Source organism: Hymenobacter sp. CRA2 (assembly GCF_002007105.1).
Lineage (GTDB): Bacteria > Bacteroidota > Bacteroidia > Cytophagales > Hymenobacteraceae > Solirubrum.
The window spans coordinates 23855-48177 of sequence record NZ_MVBC01000003.1; the positions used below are offsets into that span (position 1 = coordinate 23855).

General features: G+C 62.4%; 21 protein-coding genes. 7 read left to right on the forward strand and 14 right to left on the reverse strand.

Annotated features, from left to right (window positions below; translation table 11 throughout):
- The first annotated feature begins 9 nt into the window (after positions 1–9).
- Positions 10–1104 (forward strand): MBL fold metallo-hydrolase, encoded by a 1095-nt coding sequence (locus tag B0919_RS06515; protein ID WP_078011431.1) that lies wholly within the window; start codon positions 10–12, stop codon positions 1102–1104.
- A 76-nt stretch (positions 1105–1180) separates the two neighbouring features.
- Here B0919_RS06515 and B0919_RS06520 read toward each other — a convergent pair whose 3' ends face one another.
- The gene (locus tag B0919_RS06520; RefSeq protein ID WP_254846501.1) at positions 1181–1942 is read right to left on the reverse strand and encodes an adenine nucleotide alpha hydrolase; all 762 of its coding nucleotides are present in this window, start codon (positions 1940–1942) and stop codon (positions 1181–1183) included.
- Positions 1943–2085: 143 nt separating this feature from the next.
- Here B0919_RS06520 and B0919_RS06525 point away from each other — a divergent pair, with 143 nt between their 5' ends.
- Positions 2086–2601, forward strand: coding sequence for a hypothetical protein (locus tag B0919_RS06525; RefSeq protein ID WP_139361959.1), 516 nt, complete (start codon positions 2086–2088; stop codon positions 2599–2601).
- Positions 2602–2830: 229 nt separating this feature from the next.
- On the opposite strand, the gene B0919_RS25145 is transcribed toward B0919_RS06525, so the two are convergent.
- Positions 2831–3514, reverse strand: a complete 684-nt coding sequence (locus B0919_RS25145; RefSeq protein ID WP_176132892.1) for a hypothetical protein — start codon at positions 3512–3514, stop codon at positions 2831–2833.
- Positions 3515–3706: 192 nt separating this feature from the next.
- Here B0919_RS25145 and B0919_RS06535 point away from each other — a divergent pair, with 192 nt between their 5' ends.
- Positions 3707–3898: a hypothetical protein gene (locus tag B0919_RS06535; RefSeq protein WP_078011433.1), complete on the forward strand. Its 192-nt coding sequence runs from the start codon at positions 3707–3709 to the stop codon at positions 3896–3898.
- Positions 3899–4057: 159 nt separating this feature from the next.
- Here the strand turns inward: B0919_RS06535 and B0919_RS06540 are convergent, their stop codons facing one another.
- Positions 4058–5857 (reverse strand): DUF885 domain-containing protein, encoded by a 1800-nt coding sequence (locus B0919_RS06540; protein WP_078011434.1) that lies wholly within the window; start codon positions 5855–5857, stop codon positions 4058–4060.
- Positions 5858–6011: 154 nt separating this feature from the next.
- Complete coding sequence (locus B0919_RS06545) at positions 6012–7298, reverse strand: T9SS type A sorting domain-containing protein (RefSeq protein WP_078011435.1); 1287 nt, start codon at positions 7296–7298, stop codon at positions 6012–6014.
- Positions 7299–7655: 357 nt separating this feature from the next.
- Here B0919_RS06545 and B0919_RS06550 point away from each other — a divergent pair, with 357 nt between their 5' ends.
- Positions 7656–8078 carry a hypothetical protein gene (locus tag B0919_RS06550; protein ID WP_078011436.1) on the forward strand — a complete coding sequence of 141 codons (423 nt, stop codon included), beginning with the start codon at positions 7656–7658 and terminating at the stop codon, positions 8076–8078.
- Positions 8079–8084: 6 nt separating this feature from the next.
- Here B0919_RS06550 and B0919_RS06555 read toward each other — a convergent pair whose 3' ends face one another.
- On the reverse strand, positions 8085–9476 hold the full coding sequence (locus tag B0919_RS06555) for a tetratricopeptide repeat protein (RefSeq protein WP_254846502.1): 1392 nt from the start codon (positions 9474–9476) through the stop codon (positions 8085–8087).
- 62 nt (positions 9477–9538) lie between these two features.
- On the opposite strand from B0919_RS06555, the gene B0919_RS06560 reads away from it, so the two are divergent.
- Complete coding sequence (locus tag B0919_RS06560; protein WP_078011437.1) at positions 9539–10255, forward strand: 3-ketoacyl-ACP reductase; 717 nt, start codon at positions 9539–9541, stop codon at positions 10253–10255.
- Between the two features lie 73 nt (positions 10256–10328).
- Here the strand turns inward: B0919_RS06560 and B0919_RS06565 are convergent, their stop codons facing one another.
- Complete coding sequence (locus tag B0919_RS06565; protein ID WP_078011438.1) at positions 10329–10730, reverse strand: DoxX family membrane protein; 402 nt, start codon at positions 10728–10730, stop codon at positions 10329–10331.
- A 25-nt stretch (positions 10731–10755) separates the two neighbouring features.
- A complete protein-coding gene (locus tag B0919_RS06570; RefSeq protein WP_078011690.1) occupies positions 10756–11391 on the reverse strand; it encodes a flavin reductase family protein in 636 nt (211 codons plus the stop codon).
- 335 nt (positions 11392–11726) lie between these two features.
- Here B0919_RS06570 and B0919_RS25150 point away from each other — a divergent pair, with 335 nt between their 5' ends.
- Positions 11727–11900, forward strand: a complete 174-nt coding sequence (locus B0919_RS25150; RefSeq protein ID WP_176132894.1) for a hypothetical protein — start codon at positions 11727–11729, stop codon at positions 11898–11900.
- An 85-nt stretch (positions 11901–11985) separates the two neighbouring features.
- Here B0919_RS25150 and B0919_RS06580 read toward each other — a convergent pair whose 3' ends face one another.
- From B0919_RS06580 to B0919_RS06605, 6 genes are all read right to left on the reverse strand, one after another.
- A complete protein-coding gene (locus B0919_RS06580; RefSeq protein WP_078011440.1) occupies positions 11986–14418 on the reverse strand; it encodes a hypothetical protein in 2433 nt (810 codons plus the stop codon).
- A 36-nt stretch (positions 14419–14454) separates the two neighbouring features.
- Positions 14455–15621, reverse strand: coding sequence for a DUF4249 domain-containing protein (locus B0919_RS06585; RefSeq protein WP_078011441.1), 1167 nt, complete (start codon positions 15619–15621; stop codon positions 14455–14457).
- 104 nt (positions 15622–15725) lie between these two features.
- Positions 15726–16883, reverse strand: coding sequence for a DUF4249 domain-containing protein (locus B0919_RS06590; RefSeq protein WP_078011442.1), 1158 nt, complete (start codon positions 16881–16883; stop codon positions 15726–15728).
- Between the two features lies 1 nt (position 16884).
- Entirely contained in the window at positions 16885–19680 is a 2796-nt protein-coding gene (locus B0919_RS06595) for a TonB-dependent receptor (RefSeq protein ID WP_078011691.1), read from the reverse strand.
- 17 nt (positions 19681–19697) lie between these two features.
- Positions 19698–20435 (reverse strand): hypothetical protein, encoded by a 738-nt coding sequence (locus B0919_RS06600; RefSeq protein ID WP_078011443.1) that lies wholly within the window; start codon positions 20433–20435, stop codon positions 19698–19700.
- 288 nt (positions 20436–20723) lie between these two features.
- A complete protein-coding gene (locus tag B0919_RS06605) occupies positions 20724–21092 on the reverse strand; it encodes a cupin domain-containing protein (protein WP_078011444.1) in 369 nt (122 codons plus the stop codon).
- 197 nt (positions 21093–21289) lie between these two features.
- On the opposite strand from B0919_RS06605, the gene B0919_RS06610 reads away from it, so the two are divergent.
- On the forward strand, positions 21290–21715 hold the full coding sequence (locus B0919_RS06610) for a BLUF domain-containing protein (protein WP_078011445.1): 426 nt from the start codon (positions 21290–21292) through the stop codon (positions 21713–21715).
- A 179-nt stretch (positions 21716–21894) separates the two neighbouring features.
- On the opposite strand, the gene B0919_RS06615 is transcribed toward B0919_RS06610, so the two are convergent.
- A complete protein-coding gene (locus B0919_RS06615; RefSeq protein ID WP_078011446.1) occupies positions 21895–24312 on the reverse strand; it encodes a T9SS type A sorting domain-containing protein in 2418 nt (805 codons plus the stop codon).
- Positions 24313–24323: the final 11 nt, after the last annotated feature.

Consider the following 24323-nt stretch of genomic DNA (forward strand, 5'->3'; position numbering starts at 1 on the left):
TTCCCTGCCATGCCAGAAGACCACCTGAACCACCTGAAAGCGCGCCCCAACCGCGCCACCACACCCGATCTGCAGTTTGTAGCCCCCGGCGTGTGGGCCCTGCGCAACGTGTTCGTCAACCTGTTCTTTGTGCGCCAGAGCCCCAACGCCGGTCCCTGGGTACTCGTGGATGCGGGCCTGCCTGGCGCCGCTGCCAAGATTCGGCACGCCGCCGAAACGCTGTTTGGCAACGGCGCCCGCCCGGCCGCCATCATCATGACGCACGGCCACTTCGACCACGCCGGGGCCCTCGAAACGCTGGCGGAGCACTGGGACGTGCCCGTGTATGCGCACCGCCTGGAAATGCCCTACCTCACCGGCCTCTCCAGCTACCCCCCACCCGACCCCACCGTGGGCGGCGGGGCCATGGCCTGGATGTCGGGGCTGTACCCCAAGCACCCCTACCAGGTGGGCCCGCGCGCCCACGAGCTGCCCGAAGACGGCTCGGTGCCGGAGCTGCCGGAGTGGCGCTGGGTGCACACGCCCGGCCACACGCCCGGCCACGTATCGTTCTTCCGTGAAAGCGACCGGGTGCTGATTGCCGGCGACGCCTTCGTGACGACCAAACAGGAATCGGCCATGGCCGTGTGGGAGCAGCGCCAGGAGGTACACGGCCCGCCCAAGTACTTCACCTGCGACTGGCGCGCCGCCCGCGAATCGGTGGAGAAACTGGCGCTGCTGCGCCCCGCAGTAGCCGCTACCGGCCACGGCATTCCGATGCGCGGAGCCGCGCTGCACCAGGAGCTGGAAGAGCTGGCTCAGCACTTCGAAGAATTGGCCGTGCCGGCGCAAGGCCGCTACGTGGATCAGCCCGCCTTGGCCGATGAGCTAGGGGTGGTATCGGTGCCGCCGCCCGCGAGCAACCCGCGCACGCCCTGGATCATCGGGGGCCTTGCCGCCACGGCGGGCATTGGCCTGGGCATTTGGTTGCGCCAGCGTCGCCAAGGCCGCAACAAGCACGTGCAACGCTCCCGCCGCAACCGCCAGCACCACCTGGATGTGCCGGCCAACAGCTACCCCACCGTAGACCCGTTTACGCCTATCGATGAAGAAGCCGGCTATTAGTCGTTTCTCTCCAGCCAATAACGCGGCCCCGCCTGGACTTGCCAAGCGGGGCCGCGTTGCTTAGCCGTGGTGGCATCTAGCGGGCTGATTCTGCCGGGTCCGGTAGCAGGTCGCAGTACCAGAAAGCGGCGCTGAACGGGTCCGGCTCGGCACGGCAACAATCAGCAGTGGCGTCCTCAGCATCGGGGGCTGCGGTGGGCTGATAAGTGCGGCGCACCTTTTCGCCGCGTTGCACCGCAATGGGCCGGCTGAAGTACGGCGCATCGTACACGAAGCTGTGGTACTCGCCGTTTTCGCCGCAGGGGTCGACGCCCGGCGGCAGGTCACGCAGAAAGTCGCGGTCCAGTTCGCGTCCGCAGAAGCTGGCGTCGAGGTGCTGCTCGTTGACGCAGACGATGATGGCCTTGAAGCCGAGGGCCAAGAACTCGGCCAGCACCTCGGTCGCGGGCTTGTGCCAGATGGGAAAGGCTGCCTGCCACCCTATGCGCGCCAACTGCTGCTCGCGGTAGACGCGCAGATCGGCCAGGTGCAGGTCGCCGAATATGGCCGTGCCAACGCCCTGCCGCCCCAGCTTGCTCAGGACGGTGCTCATGCGCTGCTCGTACACATCCATAGAAGGCATTTCGGGCAGCCAGATGGGCATCAGCGGCAAGCCAATGCGCTGGGCCTGTGCCTCCAGTAGCTCCGCGCGCACGCCGTGCATGGCCACACGACGGTGATGCTCGTTGAGCGTGGTGAGCAGGTGGGTGGGGCGCAGCTGCGGGTCGCGGAGGGCATGGTACAGGCACAGGGCCGAATCCTTGCCTCCGCTCCAGCTCATCACGGCTTGGGTAGGCATAGCGTGGGAATGAAACGAGGGCAAAGATGCACGGCCGCCGGCTTGCGCTTACTCTGTGCGGCGGCAGGTTAGCCATTTTTTGCGCGGCCTGCGTATAGGAATGCACGCACACCCCTCTTCCATACCAAAACCCTGCATCTGCTATGTTCTCTCCTTCTCGCGTGCTGGGCGCCGCCTTGCTACTTCTCCCGCTAGCCGCTTGCGACAGATCCTGGGCTCCCGGCATCGACGTCACCAATAATGATTCTTTTGCTACGGTTCCGCCGGCCACGCGCGTCGATACAGAGCGCGACAGCGTATCGGGCGGCGGCAAGGCCTACCGGCCCGTGGGCACCGGCTCGCTGGCTCGCTCGTCGGCGGAGGCCATCAGCTCGCAGCCCGGCGGCGACCCAAATACTTCCAAATTCACCGACGGCGGCACCACCGACGGTAGTAGCACCACCAGCGGCCGCAGCCTGACCAACCGGGGCACCTCCAACACGGAAGTACCGGGCACCACCCGCGGCCCGGCTACCGGCACCGGCGACGGCCGCGGCTCGCTGAATAACGCGCCGCGCCAAACCTCCCAAACGGCCGCCAGCCAAGCCGAGTCCAACGCGCCGCAACAGGCCAAAACGGGCACTGGCAACAACAACGGCCAGAGCAACAAGAACCGGTAAGCAGTAGCTCTGCTTACCTGCGGGGAGCCGCTTTGCCTGATGGGCAGAGCGGCTCTTTTCTTTGGCCTGAAGCTCATTTTCCGTATAACCCACGCTGAATCAGAAAGCCTTTTACAAGCTCAACTATTTGAAAATCAGTATTTTTACCCACATAATAGGTTAGATTATAGCATGTAGAAATGCGTATAACCGGGAAGACAAAAGCATTTTTTTCATCTGTAAAATCAAATTACATCATGCGTAAACCCTGGCTTCCGCTGCTACTAGGAGCAGCCCTATGCGCTTCGCCGGCGCTTACTTCCTGCGACGACGACGATGATTCTTCGGGCTCTACTACTAGCTCGACAACAGGTAGCACAAGCGGTACAACTTCGGGTACCACTACCGGAACTACCTCCGGCTCTACATCCGGCAGCACCACAGGCACTACGACTTCCGGTAGCACCACTAGTACTACCGGCACGACAGGTACCACCGGCACGACAGGTACTACGGGCACGACAACAGGAACCACTAGCGGTACTACCTCGGGTACGACTACAGGCACTACCTCTGGTACTACCAGCGGTACGACCACCGGTACTACTGGCACTACCACCAGCGGTACCACGACCGGTACTACCACAGGCACCACCAGCGGCACTACTAGTGGAACTACAACTGGCACCACCAGCGGAACTACTACCAGCGGCACGACTACGGGCACCACGAGCGGTACAACGTCGGGTACGACCAGCGGCACCACCACGGGCACGACTAGTGGCACCACGACTTCTGGCACGACTACAAGCGGTACCACCACGGGTACTACGAGTGGCACAACCAGTGGCACTACCACCAGCGGTACTACTACTGGCACCACCACGGGTACGACCAGCGGCAGCACTTCCGGCTCCACTACGGGCGGTTCCACCACCTAAGGCGTTCTGCCGTTTTTAGCTTAAAACACACCAGCCCGCCGGTAATCCGGCGGGCTGGTTTTTTGTGGGTGAATCGGGAGTAACTACGGATAAGTACTTGTCAGCAAAACCCGTGTTTTCTGCTGCAAAATCCTGGTAAAACTGGACAGGCTGGCGGCGTATACAGCTACAAACGACCCCAGCCTATGAACTCACCTCTGCCCCCCAAACAGTACTCGCGCTACCCGCAAACCAGCTCGGCGGGTAGCGTCGCCTCGCCTCGTTACACCTACAGCAGCTCCGCGTCGTGCACCGCCCAGTACCACCGCTACCGTTACGGCCGGCACGGTCGGCTGCCGCGCGAATCCGGCTTCAGCGCTTCGCCGCAAGATCAATAAGCGGCTCCCGCGTCAGCAAGCTTCCGCCGACCGCCCTGACCGCACCAGCCAGGGCGGTTTTTTATTGCCTGATCAGCAGCGGCCCCGCTTACCAGCCCACCAAATGCAACCGGCCCCGCCACCAGTAAGGTAGCGGGGCCGGCTGCCCGATGGCAGTTGTTACTGCTTGGCGGCCCAGGCATCCATTTTCTGCTCCAACACGGCCAGCGGCATCACGCCGTCCTTCAGCAGCTCGTCGTGGAATTCCTGAATCTTGAACTTCGCGCCCAGCAGTTTTTCGTACTTGCTGCGCAGCTCGCGGATTTTGAGCGCACCGATTTTGTACGACAGCGCCTGCCCCGGAATGGCCATGTACCGCTCGATTTCGGCCGTGGCACCCTGCTCGTCGATGGCCTCGTTGTCCATCATGTACTTGATGGCCTGCTCACGCGTCATGCCTTTGGTGTGCATGCCTACATCGACAACGAGGCGGATGGCGCGGTGAATTTCGTCGCCCAAAGCGCCCATGTACTGGTACGGGTCGGTGTAGAGACCTAGATCCTTGCCCAGGCTTTCGGTGTACAGGGCCCAGCCTTCGCCCATGGCTCCATACCACGCAAAGCGGCGGAACTTGGGCAAAGAGGTGTTTTCCTGCTGCAACGAAATCTGGTAGTGGTGGCCCGGAATGGCCTCGTGCAAAAACAGCGACTCCATGCCCGAGGTGGTGCGGAAAGTCTTCGCGTCGATAATCGGCACGTAGAAGATGCCGGGGCGCGAGCCGTCGGGGCTGCCCTGGTTGTACTCGGCCGAGGCGGAAGCTTCGCGGAATTCTTCGGTCTGGCGCACCTCAAACGGCGTCTTGGGCGTGCGGCCGAAGAGCTTGGGCAGGTTGGGCGTGATGCGGGCCTGAATGGCGCGGAAAGCGTTCAGCACGTCCTCGTCGGTTTTGTAGGGCGTGAATTTCTTGTCCGTGCGCATGTAGTTGAAGAAGGCGTTCAGGTCGCCTTTAAAGCCCACCGACGTCCGCACGCGCTCCATTTCGGTGCGGATGCGCTTCACCTCGCTCAGGCCCGTTTGGTAGATTTCCTCCGGCGTTTTGTCGGTGGTCGTCCAGTTGCGCACGTAGTAGCGGTAGATTTCCGGCCCGTTCGGAACGGCCGAAATGCCCGTGCTGCGGCGCGCGTGCGGCTTGTACTCCTTATCGAGGAACTCGCCGAGGCGGCGGTAGGTGGGCACCAGCTCGTTCTGGATGGCCGTGCGGTAGGCCTCCGTGATGCGCTTGCGGTCCGCTTCCGACACCGTCTTCGGAAACTTATTGATGGGCCCGTAGAACAGGCTCTTCGTCGGGTCGCTCACCACCATGGCCGTCATCTGCGGCACCATTTTCTCCACCAGCGGGCGAGGCAGCACCACCCCGGCCCGGATGCCGCGGCGCATGTTGCTGATGGCCGTATCGGCCCACACCGAGAAACTACGCACCCGGCCCAGCCAGTTGTCGTAGTCTTCGGCCGTCTTGAAAGGCTGCACGCCTTCGCCCGAGCCGTATTGCCCCATGGTCAGGGGCAGGCCCCAAAACTGCTGAAATGGTATCATCCACGTATTGTACTTCAGCCCCTCCAGGTTCATCTGCAGGTCGTACTTGAAGATGTCGTAGCTGATCTTGTCGTTGTCCGACAGCTTTTCGCGGTCGAACTGCCCGAGCTGGTCGAGGTACTTCTGGTAGTAGTCGTGCAGCTGCTGGCGGAAGGCCGCGGTGCCGTCGTTGGGCAGCTGGTCGTTGTAGCGGTTGTCGCCCTGCGAGGTGGCGTTCAGCGGGAAGAGTTTGGCGTTTTCTTCCCAGTAGTTTTCGAGCACCGAGGCGAAGTCTTTCACTTCCGTACCGGCTTGGGTGGTGTTCTGGGTTTCGTTCTTGGGCTGGTGCGAACAGCCCATCAGCAACGCGCCGGCCAAGGCACTGGCAGCGAGAATCTGTTTCTTCATAGTAGAGCAGGAAATACAAATAAGTGGGCTAAAGCTAGCTGCTTTTGCCGCACCTGCGCCGCGCTGGTCCTATTTTCTCGCGCCGGCCAGCCACAAACAACAAGCCCGCGGCCGGTAGCGGCCGCGGGCTTACTTAAGGGGCTATTGGCCCAATTTATTCCTGCAGGTAGAGCTTCTTGCTCACCACGCCGTCGGTAGTCACGGCCTGCACGATGTACACCCCGCTGCTGCTCTGGCGCAGCGGAATCTCGCGTGTCACGGTGCCGGTAGCCCCGTCGGGCAGCTTTTCGGTGTAGAGCAGGCGGCCCATGCTGTCCATCACGCGGAAGGCCTGGCACTGCGCGGCCGTTTGCATTTCCACTGTCAGGGCCGAAATGGTGCCGTACGCCGTCAGCTGCTGTTGGCCAGCACCGGCCTGCACGGCCAGCACCTGCGAGTAGTGCGCGGTACCGTCGAAGTCCTGCTGCTTGAGGCGGTAGTAGTTCAGGCCGGCGCGCATGGTGCGGTCCTGGGCCGAGTAGTCGCGGCGGGTGCTGGAGTTGCCAGCGGCGCGCACCGTCGTAATGGCTTCAAACGTGCGGCCATCCACCGAGCGCTCCACTGTGAACGAGTCGGCGTCTTTCTCCTGGGCCGTGGTCCAGGCCAGTTGCACGGCTTTGTTCTGGAAGCGGGCCGTAAAGTCGGTGAGCACCACCGGCAGCGGCGCGGACGTGCGGCAGGCGTCGATGGTAATGGCTTCGGCTACGCGGGTGTTGCAGCTCAGGCCATCGGTGGCGCAGCTATTCGGTGTGCCCTGCACGCACACCCGTAGGTTGGGGCCGAAAAGGCCGTTCAGGGCGCCGTTGCCCTGGGTGAGCACGCAGCCGCTGATCATCAGCGTGCCCGAGCCGGTAATAGTGGGGTTGCCCTGCCGCACCATCAGGTTGCCATCGATGTCGACGGTGGCGCCGGGTGCAATCATCAGGTCCGATTGGTTGGCCAGGGAAATGTTGCAGTTGGTGCTCAGCTCGGCAGTGGAGCTGATATCCGCATCGGCCTTATAAAAGCTCACGCTGTAGATGTCAAGCGTGCCGTCCAGATCGAGCCGGACCATGTCAGCGCCCTGTTGTTGCCCGAAGGTGAGCGAGTTCGGGCTGTTGCCATCGGTGAGCGAGCCGGTAGGCGTGATAACCAGCTTGCCGTGGTCGCCGGCTACGGTGTAGTCCCGGTCGAGCACTACGGCCGAGTTGATGATGATAACGTTGTCGCTGGCCTCGGCCCCGCTGCGCGTGGACTGGTTGGTGGGTACCGCGGCGCCGTTGCCGGATACTATCCACGTGTTCGGGTCGCTCCAGTTACCCCCACTCGGGCGCGAGGTGTAGGTGACTTGGGCTTGGGCAGAAACAACAGCGGCCAGCGACAGAGCCGACGAAAAGGCAAAACGGAGTATGGTGGAGGTCATGTGAATGCATGGTTTTGGGGAACAAAGGGTTGAAGTGGGTCATATGCAGAAAATGAGCGTGGTATTTGGTGGCTGTTACGAAAAGCTGTACTATTGAGATGAAATAAATTCGCGTTATAGTTACATATTTATATAACTATTTAAATTCGCGTTTATATTATCGTCCAATTTCCTGCGAGCCTCCGAAAAACTGAGAAAGGCTTGTATCGCCTCGTTTAAGCGCTTTCATTTGCTTGCGACGACCAAGCCAGTACAATCGCGGATTTTTGTTTTCGGAGTTATTTTTCCGTCCGTAACTAGCTGCCCAGCAGCACGCCAAGCCTACATACCGGCCTACTTCCCGCTCAGTCTTTTCGCATGGCTTCGTCCCCGGCCCTCTTTCGTCCCTACTTCCAGAATGCTGCGGCCAGCATCAGCTACGCCCCCAATGGCAACTACTTGGTGCTAAGCTGGAGTGCGGTCAAAGCCAGCCCAGAAGAGCTGCGGGCCGTGTACGAGCAGGCGCTGCGCGCCATGCAGCAGCAGGGCATCCGTAAAGTGCTCAGCAACCACGGCGCACGTCCGCCGCTGCCGGCAGCCGTCAGTACCTGGGTGGCCGAGGAGTGGATTCCGCAGGCCGTGCGCGAGACAGGCTACTCGCACTGCGCCGTGGTCGAGAACCAGTCGGCACTAGGGCGGTTGGTAGCCCAGTCCATCGGGGCGCAGCTGCCGGGCAAGCTGCTCACTTTCCGCTATTTTCCCACGCAGGCCGAAGCCGCCGCGTGGCTGGGCGCCCGGTAGCCGCGGTTATTTTTTGTGCTGCTTGAGGTACTCGCGGGCCTCGCGGTACTCTGCAGAATTTTTCTGGGCTTTTTCTTCCACCACGCTGTAGTAGCGGCGGGCCGTAGCCACGTCCCGCTGATCGGCGGCCAGGCGCGCCAGGTGGTGGTGGGCCAGCACGTAGAAGCCGGGGCCGGTGTCGCCGGTACTTTCGGCAAACACGATGCAGCGCTGGTAATACTCCCGGGCCTTGGCCACGTCGTCGTTGCGGTTTTCGTAGAGCCAGCCGAGGAAATAGGTAGCGTAACGCCCGCTGATGGCTTCGTAGCCCGGCAGGCCGCGGTTGAGCTTATCGAGGATGTCGCGGCTCATCCGTTCGCACTCGTCGTACTCGCCGCGGCTGTAGCAGATCAGCGCGTAAAAGCGCTGGAAGTAGGCGTTGTCGGGGTACGTGGTGGCCAAGCTTTTGGCCACGGGCAGCGCGGCGGCGGGGTCGCCCTCATCGTTGTAGAGGATCTTCATGAGGAAGAACCGCGCCTCGGGAGCCGTGTAAAAGCCGTTATCCGCGACGTTGCGCAGCTGCTGCAGGCCCAGCTTCTTGTTGCCTTTCGGGAAGAACAGCAGCACCGGCCGCAGCAAGGGGTAGTTGTCCGCAATCCAGGGCGCGTAGTAGTTCATCAGCGCCTGCCCAAACAGGAACTCCGGGCTCAGGCCGTTGGCTTCCTGGCTTTTGGTGAGGTAATCCAGCGCGTGCTTGCTGTAGACGGTAGCCTTGCGCCAGTTGCTGCGCTCGGCGTGCAGGCGGGCGGCAAAACCGTAGGCGGCCGAGAGGAAAAAGCAGGCCTCGTAATTCTTGTCGTCGGCCCGGTACAAGGTTTCGGCCTTGGTAATGGCCGTGTCCATGTAGGCGAAGAAAGGCTTGTCGTAGAGCTTGCTCTGCACGTTGGTGGGCACGATTTTCCACCACTGGCTCAGCCCGAGCAGGAAGTAGGCCATCGGGTGCTCGGGGTAGCGGCGGCGCAGGGAGCGGAATTGCTTTTCGGCCCGGTCGTACTTGAAGTTGTAGAGGTTGTGCACGGCCCCGTCCAGCTCCAGCTGAATGTCCCGGTCGAGCAACAGCCAGTTTTTGGTGTTCAGCGCATCGGGCAGCACCTCCACGTTGTCCAGCTGAATGTTGCGCACGGGCTGCTGGCGCGTGGTATCGGTCTTCTGTTGGGCCACGATGCCGCGGGCGCAGCCCAGGCACAGCAGCAACACGCACACGAACAGCCCGGCAGGGCGCTGAATCAGGGGCATAGGGGAGCAAATCGGCAGCACCGACATAAACGCACAACGGCCGGCGGGCAGTTCGGCCCCGCTAACATACGGGACCGAGGCGTTTACGGCCTCATCCACGGCCGAGGTTGTGGGCGCGGACATAACTATTCGGGCCAATGACCGGTTACACGGGCTTTCGTTTCCTTTTTCATTTACGTACTCGCATGGAATCCATCAGCGGAAAAATTGCCCTCGTGACGGGCGCAGGCAAGGGTATCGGGCGGGCCGTGGCGCTGGCCCTGGCTCAGGAAGGCGTAAACGTGGGCCTGCTGGCACGCACCGAAGAACAGCTGCGCGAGGTGGCCCGGGAAGTGGAGGCGCTGGGCGTACGCGCCGCCATAGCTACTGCCGATGTAGCCGACCGCGCCTCCGTGGAAGCCGCCGTGGCCAGCCTGCAGCAGGCGCTAGGCCCCATCGACATTCTCATCAACAACGCCGGCACGGCGGCTTTTGGTAAGTTTCTGGAACTGGAGCCCGAAGCCTGGGAAAACATCCTGCGCGTAAACGTGCTGGGCGTGTACTACGCCACCCGCGCGGTATTGCCGCAAATGATTGAGCGGCAGAGCGGCGACATCATCAACATCAGCTCCACGGCCGGGCAGCGCGGCGCAGCCGTCACCAGCGCCTACAGTGCCTCCAAATTTGCGGTGCTAGGCCTGAGCGAGTCGCTGATGCAGGAAGTGCGCAAGCACAACATCCGCGTCTCGGCCCTTACGCCGAGCACCGTAGCCACGCCGCTGGCCGCCGAGCTGAAGCTCACCGACGGTAACCCCGAAAAAGTGATGCAGCCGGAAGACCTGGCCGAGCTGATTATTGCCCAGCTCAAGCTCAACCGCCGCGTGTTCCTGAAGGAAGCCGGCCTATGGAGCACGAATCCGTAAGGCAGCAGAAGCAAACATGCCCGGCCGATGGCTGGGCATGTTTGTTCTTGTAATCACGCCAATGGGTGCCCGTTTATTGCGCTTTGCGGTCCAGGCAAAGGCGGTTTTGGTCGGCGTGGAGCAGGAGCAGGTAGAAAAATAAGCCGTGCACGAGTTGCGTGCCCAGCGTATCCCATTGTTCGCGCAGGCCCGTACCAAACACCAAGGCCAGCAGAATAAGCAGCCCGCCCACCAGGGCCCAGCGCGTAAACAGCCCCAGCAAGAGCAGCAGCCCTACGCTGAACTCCAGTAGTGGCAGCACCGTAGCAAAGGCTTCTACCAGCGCGCCGGGCAGCCAGGTATCGGCGAAGCTACTCACCATACCGGCCCGAAAAGCGCCCAACTTGGGTAGGCGCACCAGGCCGTGCATAAAGAAATTGGCGCCCATCAGCAGGCGGCCCAGCACAAAGGCTAGCTGCGCATTGGTCAGGTTCATAACTGGCGTTTAGGCTACACTAAGATTACGGAATGCGTTGGGGGCCCTGCCCTGCGCGGGCGTAGGCGTAGCGCGCCAGCGGCGTGGCGCGGTAGTAGCTTTCCAGGCCGGAGATGCACGCTGTGTCGATGGCGGCCAGGTCGAGGGTGCCGTCGGGGCGCAGGGCTTCGGGAGCTATGTACACGTGCTCCACGGTGCCGATGAGCAGCACCGTACCGTTGAGCTTGATGGGCAGCTCCTCGGCCAGGCGCAGCCCGATGCTCACCTGGCTTTCGGCCACGTAGGGCGCGGCAAATCCATCGCGGTACACGGGGGTAAAGCCGCAGGCGTCGAACTCAGATTCTTCACGCGGAAAGTTGGCCGAGGTGTAGTGCGCCGCCCCTGCGTGCGTAGCCGGCACATGATTCAGGGTGTAGCAGCCCGTAGCCCGAACGTTTTTGTAGGTGTGGCGCGGCACCGTAGTAGGGCGCGTCACCATGCCGAGCACGGCGGGGTCGGAGCCCAGGTGCACTACCGAACTGAAAATAGCCAGGTTGGTGCGGCCCTCGTCGTCGGCTGTGCCTACGAGGTTGGCGGGTTTGTAGCCGGGCAGGGCGTTGACGAGGTTCAGTCGGTAGATTTTCTCGAAGGCGTGGAGGTCGGCGGCGGTGAAGTGGTGCATGGGCAGTGGAGTATAGGTATAGTACCGCTTCGCCGGGTCATTGTTCTGCTCGCCAGTACGCCGCATTCAAGCCTTTGGCAGCCAACCGTCAGGCAGCAGTGACCCATCCGGCACGCGGCCATAGATATCCGATTCGGGCCTCAACGCCAGCCGATACGGCCACCGAGCCCGGCACCGGCCTCATTTGCTGCTTTTAGCCACTGCAGTAATAGCCGAATCAGCTACGCGGCGGCTGCCGACAGAAAAAAGAGAAAATGTTGTAGCCCAGCGAGTAATTCTGCCGTATACCCAGCTTGCCTCGCCACGCAGACGAGCCGCCCGCACTTCTTACCGCTATGTTTAAGCAAACTACCGCGCCTGCTCCTATCGCGCACCAGGGCCTGCCCCCGGCCCGTCCTTCCGATCCGCTCCGTGCTCCGCGCCCGCGCCGCTCCCAGCAGCCCGGCCAGGAGCCCGAACCTGCTCAGCCCGAACGCGCGCAGCCCCGCTCCGTGGGCCGCTGGTGCTAGGCAGCCTGCCACACGCCCATAACAAGCGGGGCCCGGTCAGCTAACTGACCGGGCCCCGCTTGTTTTTTGTCGGCAACAGCACCCGCTAGCGGGCTTGTGCCACGCCCGAGGCCTTCACCTCGAAGGTGAAGCTGCGGCTGCCAGCCAGGCCCGAATCGGCCAGCCCCTGCACCACTACCACGTACTTGCCGGCCTCGTCGGACGTGTAGAACTCCAGTTGCTGCCCACTGGCGGAGGAGGTCAGCACCTGAGGGTTCCAGTATAGCAGGTTACGCAAGTCGGGCAGGCGGCTTTGCTGCTGCTGGGCGGTGGCGTAGCGTGGGGAGTAGAATTCCCGCTCCCATTGCAGGCCCTCGTACTCCTGAACCAGGGCGCGGGCATCGGGCCGATAGCCAGCCAGGTCGCCTTTGTAGGTAGTGTAACTCACGATGCCGCTGTACATCAGCCCCGCTTGCATGAAGCGGCCATCCATTACCTCCAGCGTTTTGATCTTTAGCGGGTCCATTTTCATTACGCGGTTGATGTCGAAAAACGGCACCCCGTCGAGCAGCACCATGGGGTCATCGTCGAAGTAGGCCCCGCTGACTTTGTCGACTACCATGAAGTGGAAACCGTCCTTGCGTAGGCGCACCTGCACGCCCGGTACGTACTCGCGCATTACTTCCTCCATCACTTTGAAGCGCGTGTAATCATCGAGCCGGTACAGCTCCGAGGCCTTGCCGTAGAGGGAAACGCTATCGGCCAGCGGCTGGGCAAATGCGCTGAGCGGTTTGCGGAAGTACGCGTTCTGGGCCTGCATCTGCAGGTGGCGCTGCGTCAGCTCGGGGCGGTACAGTTCGGGCAGGGCCAGCCCGGGCGCCGGCCGCGGTACGAACACCGCCGAAAACGGATTGTGAATTTCGAAGCGGTAGATGCTGTCCTGCCGGGTATTGGTTTGCAGCACCAGATTTTTGGGCCCGTATAAGTCCCGCACCTCAAAGTGTACCGCGCCGTTGGCGTCACTCAATGAGCTGTACATGCGTACGGGCACGCCGGGCGCGGCCAGATAGGCTGGAATTTGCGCCGCCGGCTGGTTGGTATGTTTATTAAACACGCGGCCCTGCACCAGGTGCCCGTTGAATTCGGGTACGTATGGCCGCGGTAGCGGGCCGCCGGCCAATACCTTGTCCCAGCTAAACCGGCGCCAGCCCTGGGTTAGCATCAGGTTGTCGGCGGCTTCATCGGCCTCAGCGGAACTATCCCGGAGGTAATAGCCGGGATTTTCGATGACCCCGGGCAAATCCGAAGTAAGCCACAGGTAGCTGCTGATATCAGCGGCGGTGGCAGCCCTAGTAGCCAGCGAATCGAGTCGGTACACGGCCACCGACAGGTTAGCCGGCGCCTCCGCGCCGGTGCCGTCGTTGGTGCGTAGGCTCAGGCTTACCTTGTCGCGGGTGCCGTACTGGCGGCGGTCGGCGGCGGCGCTGATGCTCAGCTGCGCCTTGGGCCGCTGGAAATACAGCCGCTCGCACACCGGCCGCTGCTGCGCATCGAAGGCGGTGAAATGCAGCACGCCCTCGGGCAGCCGGCTTTTGTCCAGCAGCAGTTGCCCCTGGCTGTTGGCCAGCGGCAGGCTCGTCGCCACGAAGGCCTGCTGGCCAGCATGGCCCAGCACGTATACCGGGCCACTGGCTGCGGCCGGCCCGCTGGCCCGCACCGATAAGCTCACCTGGTTCGGGCCGGCGTCGTCCAGGCTCAGCACGTAACCCTGCTCGTTCACGGCCGGCGCCTGGCTGGTTACGGTCTGCTGCCCCGGTAATTTTACCACCGCGGTGTACGCCTTGCCTGCTTCGGTGGGCGTAAAGGCGAACCGGCCCATGCCAAACTTCAGCGTTTTGAAGCGCGCCACTACCTTATTCTGCGGGTCCAGCAGCACGCCTTCTGCGTCCAGGCCGCGGCCAGTTTTGTCGGCTACCTTGAAGCCCACCTTGCTCGGCAGGCCCTTCACCAGATTGCCGCCTTCGGGAAAAAACTGCACGTCGATGCCCGCCGAATCGGCGGCGGCAGGCAGCCGCTCCGCGAAGGTGTTGACCACCGTCACCGTGCTGTGGAAGTAATACTCCGGCCCGAAGTTTTTCATCCAGTTGGTATAAGCCCGTACCGTGTAGCGGCCCGAGGCCAGCGTGGCCGGCAGCTGAAAGGAGCCGTGCCCGGCAGCCTGCTTCAGCTCAATTTTGCCCTGTAGCACGGGCCTCTGCTTAGCGTCGAGCACCTCCACGTAGGCCACCTTGCTGAGCGGCAGCGGCTGGTGCCGGGAGCCGGCCACGGCGTAGAGCTTAAACCACATGATGTCGCCGCCCACGTACAGGCTGCGGTCGAGGTGCAGAAAGAGCTTTTCGTGCGCGTCCTGCTGGCTGTAGTTTTCAAAAGCCTGGGCTACGGGTAGCGCCGGGGCCGGCGCCTGGGCCCAGGCACCGCTGGCATTCAGCCAGGCCAGCCCAACCGCTGCGCGCAAGCCCATCCGCACGATGCCTGCCATGGTATGTGGTCGTTTCGGGTTCATTCTTTCTAAATCTTAGCGCCAGAAGCTGGGGCGCACATTGGTGCCGCGCTTGCGGCAGTCCACGCATTCTGGGGTGGATGCGGTGTAGCCCAAGAGGGTGCCCTCCGCAGAATATATTCCTTCAATCGGCAACCAGACAAAGGAGGAGAAGGCCCCCCGCACGTCGCGTAAGTACACATCCCGCGTCAGCTGGCAGCTCTCATAACCCGTGTCGAAAGACAGCCACGGGCGCGGCAGCTCGGACCGGTCGATAAACAAGCGCTTTTCGGTGGTCGAATAGGCCCCGACGTATCCCAGCACCGGCTGGTCCGGGTCGTTCAGGTCGTGCACGTTGCCGGTGAGCTGCGAGGGCAGCGGGTCGAACAAAGTGCCGATGTTCTCCGTGTTCTTGCGCAGCAGGTCCCAGTACGCGTATTCCTCGGCCGTCTGCGCGTGCTGCTTCACCAGGATGCTGTACTTCACCTGCAGCTTGGCCGAGCGCTTCGGCAACGTGGTAAGCGGCAGGCGCGACACCACCGCCTGGCCGAGCTGCGTGGTGTTGGTCAGGCGAATAGTGGTACTAGGCGCCGAGGTCCAGCAGCGATAGATGTCCTCCTGCCGAAACTGTATCTGGTTGTTCTTCCACTCGAACAACGACCGGTGGGCCGAGGTGAATTCCCACGTCTCGTCGAAGTCCCAGCGGTAGTACTGCGCTTGGTTGTTCGCGTCGTGCGTGCTCACGTTGATTTCGACCCCATCGTCTGCGACTTGGAAGCCAAGGCTGTCGATTTCGGGCGTGATGGTAACGGCCGTGTAATCGGAAGCGTATTCGCGCCCGGCGGCGGAGAATAAATGCAGGCGGTACTTGCGGCCCGCGGCCAGGGTTTGCGCCGGCGAGGTGTAGGTACCAGGGGCTGAGGCAGCTTCATTAAGCGTAATGCGGCTGCCGGCCTCGTCCTCGATGTACACCCGCGCCCGTGCCTCTACTGGCGGCTGCCCAGTGGCTTTTACATCGAAGCTTCGGGAGAGTTTGATCGTTGAAATACCCCGGGCGTTGATGTAGCCGTCCACCACCAGGAGCCTGTTGTCGGCGTCCTTTAATTCGGGGTTAAACGGATCAATGCAGCCGGCCAGAGCCACCACTGCCCACGGCAACATCCGCGCCACCCGGCTCTGTACCTTACTGTTCAAATGTCGCATAGGCTAGTATTTCGATAATAAATACCCTGGGTCGGCAGCGGAAACGTGAGCAAAACAGGGACGAATTATTCAAGCAATAATACCGGGTGCTGAGGCAGGCAGCTTCAGCGCCAGAAGCCGGGGCGCACATTGGTACCACGCAGGCGGCAATCCGTACAACCCGCCGAGCCAGAAGTATAGGCGATGATGCTACCCTGCCCATCATATAGGGCTTCGAGGGGAAGAACCGCCGGGCTGGCAAACGCCGCCGCTACGTCGCGCACCTCCACGGTGTCAGGCGGGCTGCAGCTTTCGTAGCCGGTCTCAAACAAGCGGCCATCCTGGGGCAGTTGCGCCCATTCGATGAAGATGCGCTTCTGGGTTTCGGAATAGGCCCCGACGTATCCCAGCACCGGCTGGTCCGGGTCGTTCAGGTCGTGCACGTTGCCGGTGAGCTGCGAGGGCAGCGGGTCGAACAAAGTGCCGATGTTCTCCGTGTTCTTGCGCAGCAGGTCCCAGTAGGCGTACTCCTCGGCCGTCTGCGCGTGCTGCTTCACCAGGATGCTGTACTTTATCCGCAGCTTCTGCGACTTCGCCGGGATGGTTATCAGCGGAAGCTTTGACACTACTGTTTCGCTGAGCCGGCTAACGTCGGCTAGCCGAATGCTGGTGCTCGGCTGTGATATCCAGCAGCGGTAAATGTCTTCGCCTCGCCCCTGAAGCCGTCTGTTCACGTACTCAAGGTACGACCTGTAAGCCGAGGTAAATTCCCACGTTTCGTCATAGTTCCAGCGGTAGTACTGCACTTGGTTGGTGTTATCGTGCGTACTCACGTCGATGACGACCCCGTTGGAGGTGGAGGCCCACGCTACCGAGTCAATTTCTGGCGTATTCAGCGCGGCCGTGTAGTCGGAGGTGTATTCCTTGCCGGCGTTGGTGAAGAAATGCAGGCGGTACTTGCGGGCCGGGTTGAGCACCTGCGAGGGCGAGGTGTAAGTACCAGGGGCCGAAGGGGCTTCGCTAAGCGTGATGCGGCTGCCGGCCTCGTCCTCGATGTATACCCGTGCCCGCGTTTCGGTCGGGGCCTGTCCGCCGGCGCTCAGGTTGAAGGTGCGCGAGAGCTTGATGGTCGTCACGCCTTTGGTGTTGATGAACCCGTCCACCACCAGGTAGTTTTTGTTGGTGTCGGCCACCTTCGGGTTGAAGGGGTCGATACACCCGGCGGCCAGCAGCAACAGCCCCCAGGCAAGCAGGCGAGTTGTCCGGTATAATGTGCTTTGCATCCTAGAAGCGGAAGTTATAAGTAACTGTGGGGATGGGTTGGCCGAAGATGGAAAGCTGGTAGCCGTTGATCTTACCGTTTTCCGATTTAAAGTAGACCGAGTACGGGTTCTTGCGCCCCGTCAGGTTGTACACGCCCACCGTCCAGGAGCTGTGGGCCAGCTTTTTCACCTTGTGGTTGCCCTCGATGTTCAGGGCCAGGTCGAGGCGGTAGTAATCCGGGATGCGGTAGGCGTTGCGGTCGGAGTAGAGCACGCGCAGCGCGTTGCCCACGTAGTACTTGGCAATGGGCAGGGTGATGGGCCGCCCGGTGCTGTAGTTGAAGTTGAGCGAGGTGCTGAAGCGGCGGCTGAAGCGGTAGTTACCGATCATCATCACGTCGTGGGGCTTGTCGAAGTTGCTGGGGTAGTACTGCCCGCCGTTGATGATTTCCGAGGGAGCAATGCCGTTGACGCGCACCAGCGAGCGGGAGTAGGTGTAGCTCACCCAGCCGTTGATCTTGCCCGTGAGCTTGCGCAGCATCACCTCCACCCCGTAAGCCTTGCCCTGGGCGTTTATCACGTCCTGCTCGATGTTGTGATTCAGAATCAGCGAGGCGCCGCTCTTGTAGTCCACCACGTCGCGCAGCCACTTGTAGTAGGTTTCCACCGAGGCCTCGATGGTGTTGTTCTTGAAGTTGCGGTAGTAGCCCAGGGCCACCTGGTCGCCCACCTGCGGGCGCAGGTTCACGTCGCTCAGCTTCCAGATATCGGTGGGCGACACCGAGGCTGTGTTGGTGAGCATGTTAATGTACTGGCGCGTGCGGTTGTAGCTGGCCTTCACCGAGGAGTTGTCGGTGAGGGCGTACTTCACCGAGGCCCGGTACTCCGGCCCGTGGTAGGTAGCCATTACCTGCCCCGGCTTGTAGCGCACCGTGTCCACGATGGTGCCTTCGTTGCGGGGGGCGCCGGCCGCGTAGCGCGGCACGTCCTTCGGGCCCAGGGCGTGGTAGAAGGAGTAGCGCAGGCCCAAGGACACGGCCAGGCGCGGCGTCACGTCGATGCGGTCTGACACGTACAGAGCGCTTTCCAGCCCCTGCTCGCGGCTAAGCACATCCGTCTTCACCAGCGACTCTGCGCCCAAGGGGCGCAGGCTGCCGGGCGCCACCTGGTAGTGAATCGCGCTGCCCCCGAACTCGATGGTGTGCTTGGGATTGAGATAGTAGCTGAAGTCGAGCTGGGCACTAGTTTGGTTCAGGCTGTAGCGCAGCTCCGAGGAGTTGACGGGGTTTTTCTCGCTGCGGATGTCGTACTCGTAGTGGCTAAACGCCGTCGTGGCGACGCTGTAGAGGCGGTTGTTGTAGATGTGCTTCCACTTCAGGCTCGCGTTCTGGTTCAGGTAGCGGTACGTGGTGTCGGCCGCCAGCCGGAACTTGTCGCGGCTGAGGTAGCCGGTCAGGTACACCGAGTTCTTGTCGTTGATGTCGTAGCTCAGGTGCGCGTTCAGGTCGTAGAACGAGGCCGAGCTTTCGCGGAAGCTCTTGTTGGGCAGCCGCTGCAGCAGCCAGTCGGAGTACGAGGAGCGGCCGCTGATGATAAACGAGGCTTTGTCCTGCAGAATAGGTCCTTCCAGCATGAGGCGGCTGGTGAGCGGCCCGATGCCGCCGGCCCCACCCAGCTTCTTGCGGTTGCCCTCGCGGGTGGCAATGTCGAGCACCGACGAAAGGCGCCCGCCGTACTTGGCCGGAATGGCGCTTTTGTAGAGTTCCACGCCCTTCAGCACGTCGGGGTTGAAGGCGGAGAAGAAGCCGAACAAGTGCGAGGGGTTGTACACCGTCGCGTCGTTGAACAGGATCAGGTTCTGGTCGGTGGAGCCGCCGCGCACGTTCATGCCGGTGCTCCCCTCGCCCACCGATTTCACGCCGGGCAGGGTGAGCACCACGCGCAGGATGTCCGTCTCGCCAAACGCCGTGGGCACCTGCTTAATGGTCTTGATGTCGAGCTTCTCCAGCCCCATCTGCATGCCCGACACGTTGCGGTCCTTTTCGCCCTCGATGACCACCTCCTTGAGCGGGGTCACGTCTTCTTCCACGTCAATCTCCAGCTTGCCGTCGTTGCGCAGCACCACCACGCGCCGGGTGTTCTTGATGCCGATGCCGCGCACCATGATGGCGTGGCGGCCCAGCGGCAGGGTCAGCGAGTAGTAGCCGAACTGGTCGGTGGAGGCCCCTACGCTCGGCGACTCCACGTACACGCTCACGCCCACGGCCGGTTCGCCAGTATTGGCATCGCGCACGTGGCCGGCCACGGTGGCCTTGCCGCTGGGGTTGGGCGTCTGCCCGATGTCGTACACGCGGCCTTCAGCGTTGCGCTTGGTGCGGGGCTTGTTCAGCGCGTCCAGCGGGTCGTCGCCCCCGGGAGCGGTGGCTACGGATCCGTCGGTAAGCGGCTGGAAGAACATGGGCGCCAAGCCCGTTTGCAGGGCTTGGCCCGAGGTGATGTACACCCGGCTCTGCTCATCGATGGCGTAGCGCAGGCCGCCCTGCTTAAACACGGCATCGAGCACGGCGGGCAGCGGCTGCTGTTCCACCGTCAGGTTGATGCAGAGGCTGTCCACCGTCAGGGGCTCGAAGTGGAAGCGGTACTTGGTCTGGCTTTCGATCTGCTGGGCAAACTGCTCGAAGGAGGCGTTGGCAAACCGGGCGCTGATCAGGGTGTTGGTGGGCTGCTGTGCCCAGACCAGCTGCGCGCTGCCCAGTAGCCACAGCCACAGGCCCAGCCGCAGCAGCGCCCGTAGCGGATTCGAATCGTTGGAGTTCATAATGCGGCGGGAGCAGATCATTTTCCGGGGGCGCTGGCTTGGTTCAGCTGATCGTAGTAAGCCGTCAGGGCCACGATGGAAGCGAGGCGTTGCTCCTTGCTGAAGGCGAGCTTCTGCTCGCTGGCGTACTTCTTCAACTCTTTTTTCCGGTCGCCGATGGCGGCCAATACCGAGCCTTTTTTGGCCACGGGGTAATAGGTGCCGTTGCGAACAATGAAGTACCGGTCGACATTGATGAGCACCTTGTAGTACACGCGCTGCTCCAGTAAATCCTGCGTGGTCTTGCTGTGCCGGGCCAGGGCCTGCAGTCCGCTTTTTCCGGCGTACAGCACCTCATAAAAGCCCGTGGTTACCGAGCTTTCCGCCGCCGGGTCGGCCACGATGCGCTTGAACCGGTGCCCGTCGATGGTAAAGCTTTCCACCTCTTCGCTGAGCAGCATCAGCTTGACGGGGCTGTTGTAGCTGTTGGTGATCAGCACATCGAGCCGAATATCGTACTGCAGCGGAATGTTGACGAAATCGTAGCCGTTGAAGCGCACGCTCCCGTTCAGCTCCTCGTTCGACAAAAAATACTGGTGCCCCCTGGAGTTGGCGGGCAGGTAATTCGTGTACAGCAAACCGGTGTACAGCGCCGCGCCGCCCCCTACCGCCGTGAGGTAACGCTGGTGCATGTTCTGGACGGTCGAGGCCAGCAAGGAGGAATCGGCGGGTGCGGCCTGCGCCCAGCTACGGCTGCTGAGCGCAGGCAGTAGCAACAGGGTACAGCCCAGAAGTAATCGTCTACCCATACAAAGAGGACTTAAGCCTATTGAGAAGAAGCTACGAATGAATTAGTTAACGACGGAGCAGAAGCAGAACAAGCGGCGGGCGTAGTTGGCGAAACCTGATACAAGTGCTATCGAGCTGATGAAAGCCTTCACCGCCGGATGATGAGCAGTAAACTTATGGTTCAGGTTGCTTTGCGCGGCACTGCGCACTTATAATTCTTTAATAATTACAACTTATTGCCCACGCCCGGTGCAGTTGCCACCACCTAGCCCGTGTCAGACGGCCGCCACGTTTACCCGGTCGCCGTGGGCCATGGGCTGCGAGGTGACGGTGAACCACAACTCGGCGGTGGCCTGGTTCAGGATGCGGTGGCGCAGGCCGGCGGGCACGTGCAGGCCCTGGCCGGCGGTCAGCGTAAGCCACTGGCCCTCTATCTCGAAGGTGGCAGTGCCGGCCAGCACGTAGAAGAACTGCTGGGCCCGCTCGTGGTAGTGGTACTGCTCGGCGGTGCCGGGCGGCATGCGCTCCTGAATGACGCTGAGCTCCGGGGTCTTGACCAGGTGCCAGCCGTCGCACTGGTCGCCCCAGCGGTAGTGCTCGGCGGTGGCCGTGTGGCGCAGTAGGTCGGGCAGAGGGGTATGCATCGGTGAATAGCGGACGTGAAGCATAAACTTAACACCTTCTGCCTCGCGCTGCGTGTGGGCGCATCCCGGGTCACTGCCAGACAGCCCAGCGGCACTTGGCTTACTCGGCAGTGCTGGCCGCCTTTCCTCTCCGACCAACGAGCTTTTTCGAACTAAAACCGCGCTGCTGCGTAACTGAGGCGGTTTTTAGCTCATTCATGCACCGCATTATTTACGTCAGCACTGCCACCGAGCCGTTTATCACCGATAAGCTCCGGCAGCTGCTGCACCAGTCGCGCCTGAAGAACGCCCGCTACCACGTAACGGGGGTTTTGCTCTACCACGAGGGCCGCATCATGCAAGTCCTGGAGGGGGCGGAGGCGCCCGTGCGCTACCTATACGAGCTGATAGCCCAGGACCCGCGCCACGCCGGCGTCATCAAGATAGCCGACGAGCCGGTGGCCGCGCGCAGCTTTGCCCAGTGGCACATGTCGTACTGGGAACAGGAGCCCGATGAGCTGGCCTACGCCGCCGGCTACATTCCGCTGCAGGAGTGGCTGCTGCCCGAAGGCCGCTTCAGCGAAGCCGACCAGCTGCTGCTGGAAGCCCTGCGCGCCTTCGTAACGCCGCAATTAGCCCCGTAAGCGGCCCCGGCCAGCGGCGGCCGGTGAATATGCGGGGTACCGGGGCACGCTACACGTGAGCGGCTGCATCGGCAACACAGTTCAGAAGAAACCGGCCTTAACAAAACCGCCCGCCGAGCAAGCTCGGCGGGCGGTTGTAGCATGTTGCGTACGGCGGCCCGTCACTTTGGCCGTCGCCCTTACTGCACCACGATGCGCTGCGTTTCCGTTACGTCGCCGGTGAAGCGCAGCAGGTACACGCCGGGCTTGAGCTGCCCGCGCGGGATGCTCAGCGTGCTCTGCTTGTCCACGCTTACCTGACTTACCGTGCGGCCAACGAGGTCCAGCACGTCGATGCGCTTGACGTGGGTGGGGTTGGCGCCCAGCTTCACCATGATCTTATCGGCGGCGGGGTTGGGGTACACCTCGATGACGTGTTTGGCGGCGGCCTCGGTAGCAGCGGTGATGCGGCAGTTGGTAGCGGCTGGCCCTTTGCCCGCAATGGCCGTGGTGGAAGTAGCAATGACCACCTTATCCAGCTGGGCGCTGCCGCCGGTGTTGTAGCCAATGGTCAGCGTGTGCGGACCCACCGTCAGGGCGCCTTCCTTCAGCTTCAGCCAGCGCCAGCCGGCCGTGGTGCCCACTTCCTTCACGCTCACGTCGTCGATGTAGTAGGTATTTGCCACCTGCCCCATGTCGAACAGGAAGGTGGTGGAAGCCAACGACGTGGTGATGGTCCAGGTAACCTGCTGCCACGTCGTGCCGATGGTCTGGTCGGCCTGGTACTGGGGGCTGCTGGGGCCGGTGGAGAGGCGGATGGAGCCCCCGGCGTTGGCGGCCCGCACCCAGTACGAAATCTGGTATTGCTTGCCGATGGTGGTGGGGAAGGCCGCGCTGGTTACCTGTACGCGCCACTGGTTGCCGGGCTGGGCGGTGGGGTTTACCACTTTCATCGAGCCGGTGCCGCTGTGGGCTTCCGCCGCCACGGTGTTGGCCGTGATGGTGGCGCCGGTGGCGTTGAGCGTGGTCCAGCCGGTCAGGCCGTTCTCAAAGCCGGGGTTGGTGGCCAGCTGGCTCGTCACGGCTTGGAAGGCTTCGTTGTCCACTTTCACCCAGTAGCCATACTCCTCGGTAGCCGGTACGTTCAGGCGGGCCAGGTAATTGTAGGTGGCGGCGCTGTCCACGGTGAAGGGCATGGTCAGCAGAGCCGCGGCGGCCGTGGGGGCCGTGGTGGGGCTGCTCAGGCCGCTTTGCACCCGTACATAACCACCGTTAGAGGCCGAGGTATCAGCCATCACGCTCCAGTTGGCGCCCACCGTGGCGCATTCGGCTTCCAGCCAGTAGCGCTTGCCCAGGGGCTCGGCCTGCAGCACGGGGTTGCCGCTGCCCCACCACTGGTACCAGCGGCGGTAGTTCAGCTGCGGGTACGGGTGCACGGTAATGTTGGTGTTGGCGGCTGTGTTGCCGAGCAGAAACTTCTCCACGAAGGCCTCCACGGCCGGCTGCTGCGTAGCGGGCACGGCGCAGTGGTTGTGCGCACCGTCGATGTAGAAGCCGAACCGGTCGCCGATGCCGAAGGTGTTCCACACCTCGTGCGCGGCCCGGGCCGATACGTAAGCCGAGGGGTTGGCCAGCCATTCAAAGTCGGTGTTGCCAGTCACCAGCAGGGCGCGCGGCGCAATCATGGCCATCAGCTCGTGGTGGTCGTGCGGGAGCTTGCTCACGTTGGTACCCGCAAACTGCTGCATGTCGTCCTTGAACCAGCGGTAGTCGGTGGCGCCGAGCTTTTCCACCGCGCCCAGCGTTTCGGACACGCGCCAGGCCGGGGCTCCGCCCCCACCCGATTCCTGCGCGATGGTCAGGGCAATCCGCTCGTCGAAGGCACCCGAAAACAGGGCCATCTTGCCGGCGTAAGAGCAGCCTGTCACGGCCAGGTGGCGCAGGTCGACGGGCAGCGAGGACTGCACCAGCTCCAGGCCGTCGATGATGCGACTCACGCCCCAGGCCCAGGCGCTGTACTGGCCCGAGTTGGCCAGCGTCTGCGAGGGGTAGAGGCGGTAAAAGGGGTCGGTCTGGGCCGGGTTGCCGTAGGTCGTGACCTGGTTGTGGTTGAACTTGATGGTGGCCACGTTGCGGCTGGTAAACACCGCAGCCGGGATGCTGCCCGTGCCGCTGTTCATGCCGATGACGGCCGGAAACGGCCCGCTGCCGGTAGCAGGCAGCGTGATTTCGGAAGTCAGCGTGAGCGTCTGCCCGTTCTCGGTCACGTTCACCGTCAGCACGCCGGTATTGGCGGTGGTGCCGGCGGCGTAGCTGGCCGTGATGTTTTGGGGGCGCGGGGGCTTGGTGCCGATTTCGTAGTTCTCGATTTCGGCCTTGATTTCGTTGCGGCGGCACTCCCAGTCGCTAAAAGCGGTGGAACGGCTCTGCCCATTGGAGCGCATAAAGGGGTCGGGCAGCGGGTCCACGGTGGGTAGCTGGTTGAAGGCCGGCAAGGTCGGGGCCGTGCAACTGCCGCCGGTGTTTTCGGTGGTGTACACCAGCGGAATCTGCTGCGCCGAAGCGCCCAGACTCAGCATGGCCAGCAGCAAGGCTGCAAGGGTATTGGTTGTCTTCATTGGGTTGGGAA

Bases quoted from the DNA above. Each gene is read 5' to 3' on its own strand.
- B0919_RS06555 (WP_254846502.1), bottom strand. From the start codon at position 9,476: ATGTCCGCGCCCACAACCTCGGCCGTGGATGAGGCCGTAAACGCCTCG.
- B0919_RS06550 (WP_078011436.1), top strand. From the start codon at position 7,656: ATGGCTTCGTCCCCGGCCCTCTTTCGTCCCTACTTCCAGAATGCTGCG.
- B0919_RS06515 (WP_078011431.1), top strand. From the start codon at position 10: ATGCCAGAAGACCACCTGAACCACCTGAAAGCGCGCCCCAACCGCGCC.
- B0919_RS06545 (WP_078011435.1), bottom strand. From the start codon at position 7,298: ATGACCTCCACCATACTCCGTTTTGCCTTTTCGTCGGCTCTGTCGCTG.
- B0919_RS06525 (WP_139361959.1), top strand. From the start codon at position 2,086: ATGTTCTCTCCTTCTCGCGTGCTGGGCGCCGCCTTGCTACTTCTCCCG.
- B0919_RS06610 (WP_078011445.1), top strand. From the start codon at position 21,290: ATGCACCGCATTATTTACGTCAGCACTGCCACCGAGCCGTTTATCACC.
- B0919_RS06560 (WP_078011437.1), top strand. From the start codon at position 9,539: ATGGAATCCATCAGCGGAAAAATTGCCCTCGTGACGGGCGCAGGCAAG.
- B0919_RS06590 (WP_078011442.1), bottom strand. From the start codon at position 16,883: ATGCAAAGCACATTATACCGGACAACTCGCCTGCTTGCCTGGGGGCTG.
- B0919_RS06570 (WP_078011690.1), bottom strand. From the start codon at position 11,391: ATGCACCACTTCACCGCCGCCGACCTCCACGCCTTCGAGAAAATCTAC.
- B0919_RS06585 (WP_078011441.1), bottom strand. From the start codon at position 15,621: ATGCGACATTTGAACAGTAAGGTACAGAGCCGGGTGGCGCGGATGTTG.
- B0919_RS06565 (WP_078011438.1), bottom strand. From the start codon at position 10,730: ATGAACCTGACCAATGCGCAGCTAGCCTTTGTGCTGGGCCGCCTGCTG.
- B0919_RS06615 (WP_078011446.1), bottom strand. From the start codon at position 24,312: ATGAAGACAACCAATACCCTTGCAGCCTTGCTGCTGGCCATGCTGAGT.
- B0919_RS06605 (WP_078011444.1), bottom strand. From the start codon at position 21,092: ATGCATACCCCTCTGCCCGACCTACTGCGCCACACGGCCACCGCCGAG.
- B0919_RS06520 (WP_254846501.1), bottom strand. From the start codon at position 1,942: ATGCCTACCCAAGCCGTGATGAGCTGGAGCGGAGGCAAGGATTCGGCC.
- B0919_RS25150 (WP_176132894.1), top strand. From the start codon at position 11,727: ATGTTTAAGCAAACTACCGCGCCTGCTCCTATCGCGCACCAGGGCCTG.
- B0919_RS06595 (WP_078011691.1), bottom strand. From the start codon at position 19,680: ATGAACTCCAACGATTCGAATCCGCTACGGGCGCTGCTGCGGCTGGGC.
- B0919_RS06535 (WP_078011433.1), top strand. From the start codon at position 3,707: ATGAACTCACCTCTGCCCCCCAAACAGTACTCGCGCTACCCGCAAACC.
- B0919_RS06540 (WP_078011434.1), bottom strand. From the start codon at position 5,857: ATGAAGAAACAGATTCTCGCTGCCAGTGCCTTGGCCGGCGCGTTGCTG.
- B0919_RS06580 (WP_078011440.1), bottom strand. From the start codon at position 14,418: ATGGCAGGCATCGTGCGGATGGGCTTGCGCGCAGCGGTTGGGCTGGCC.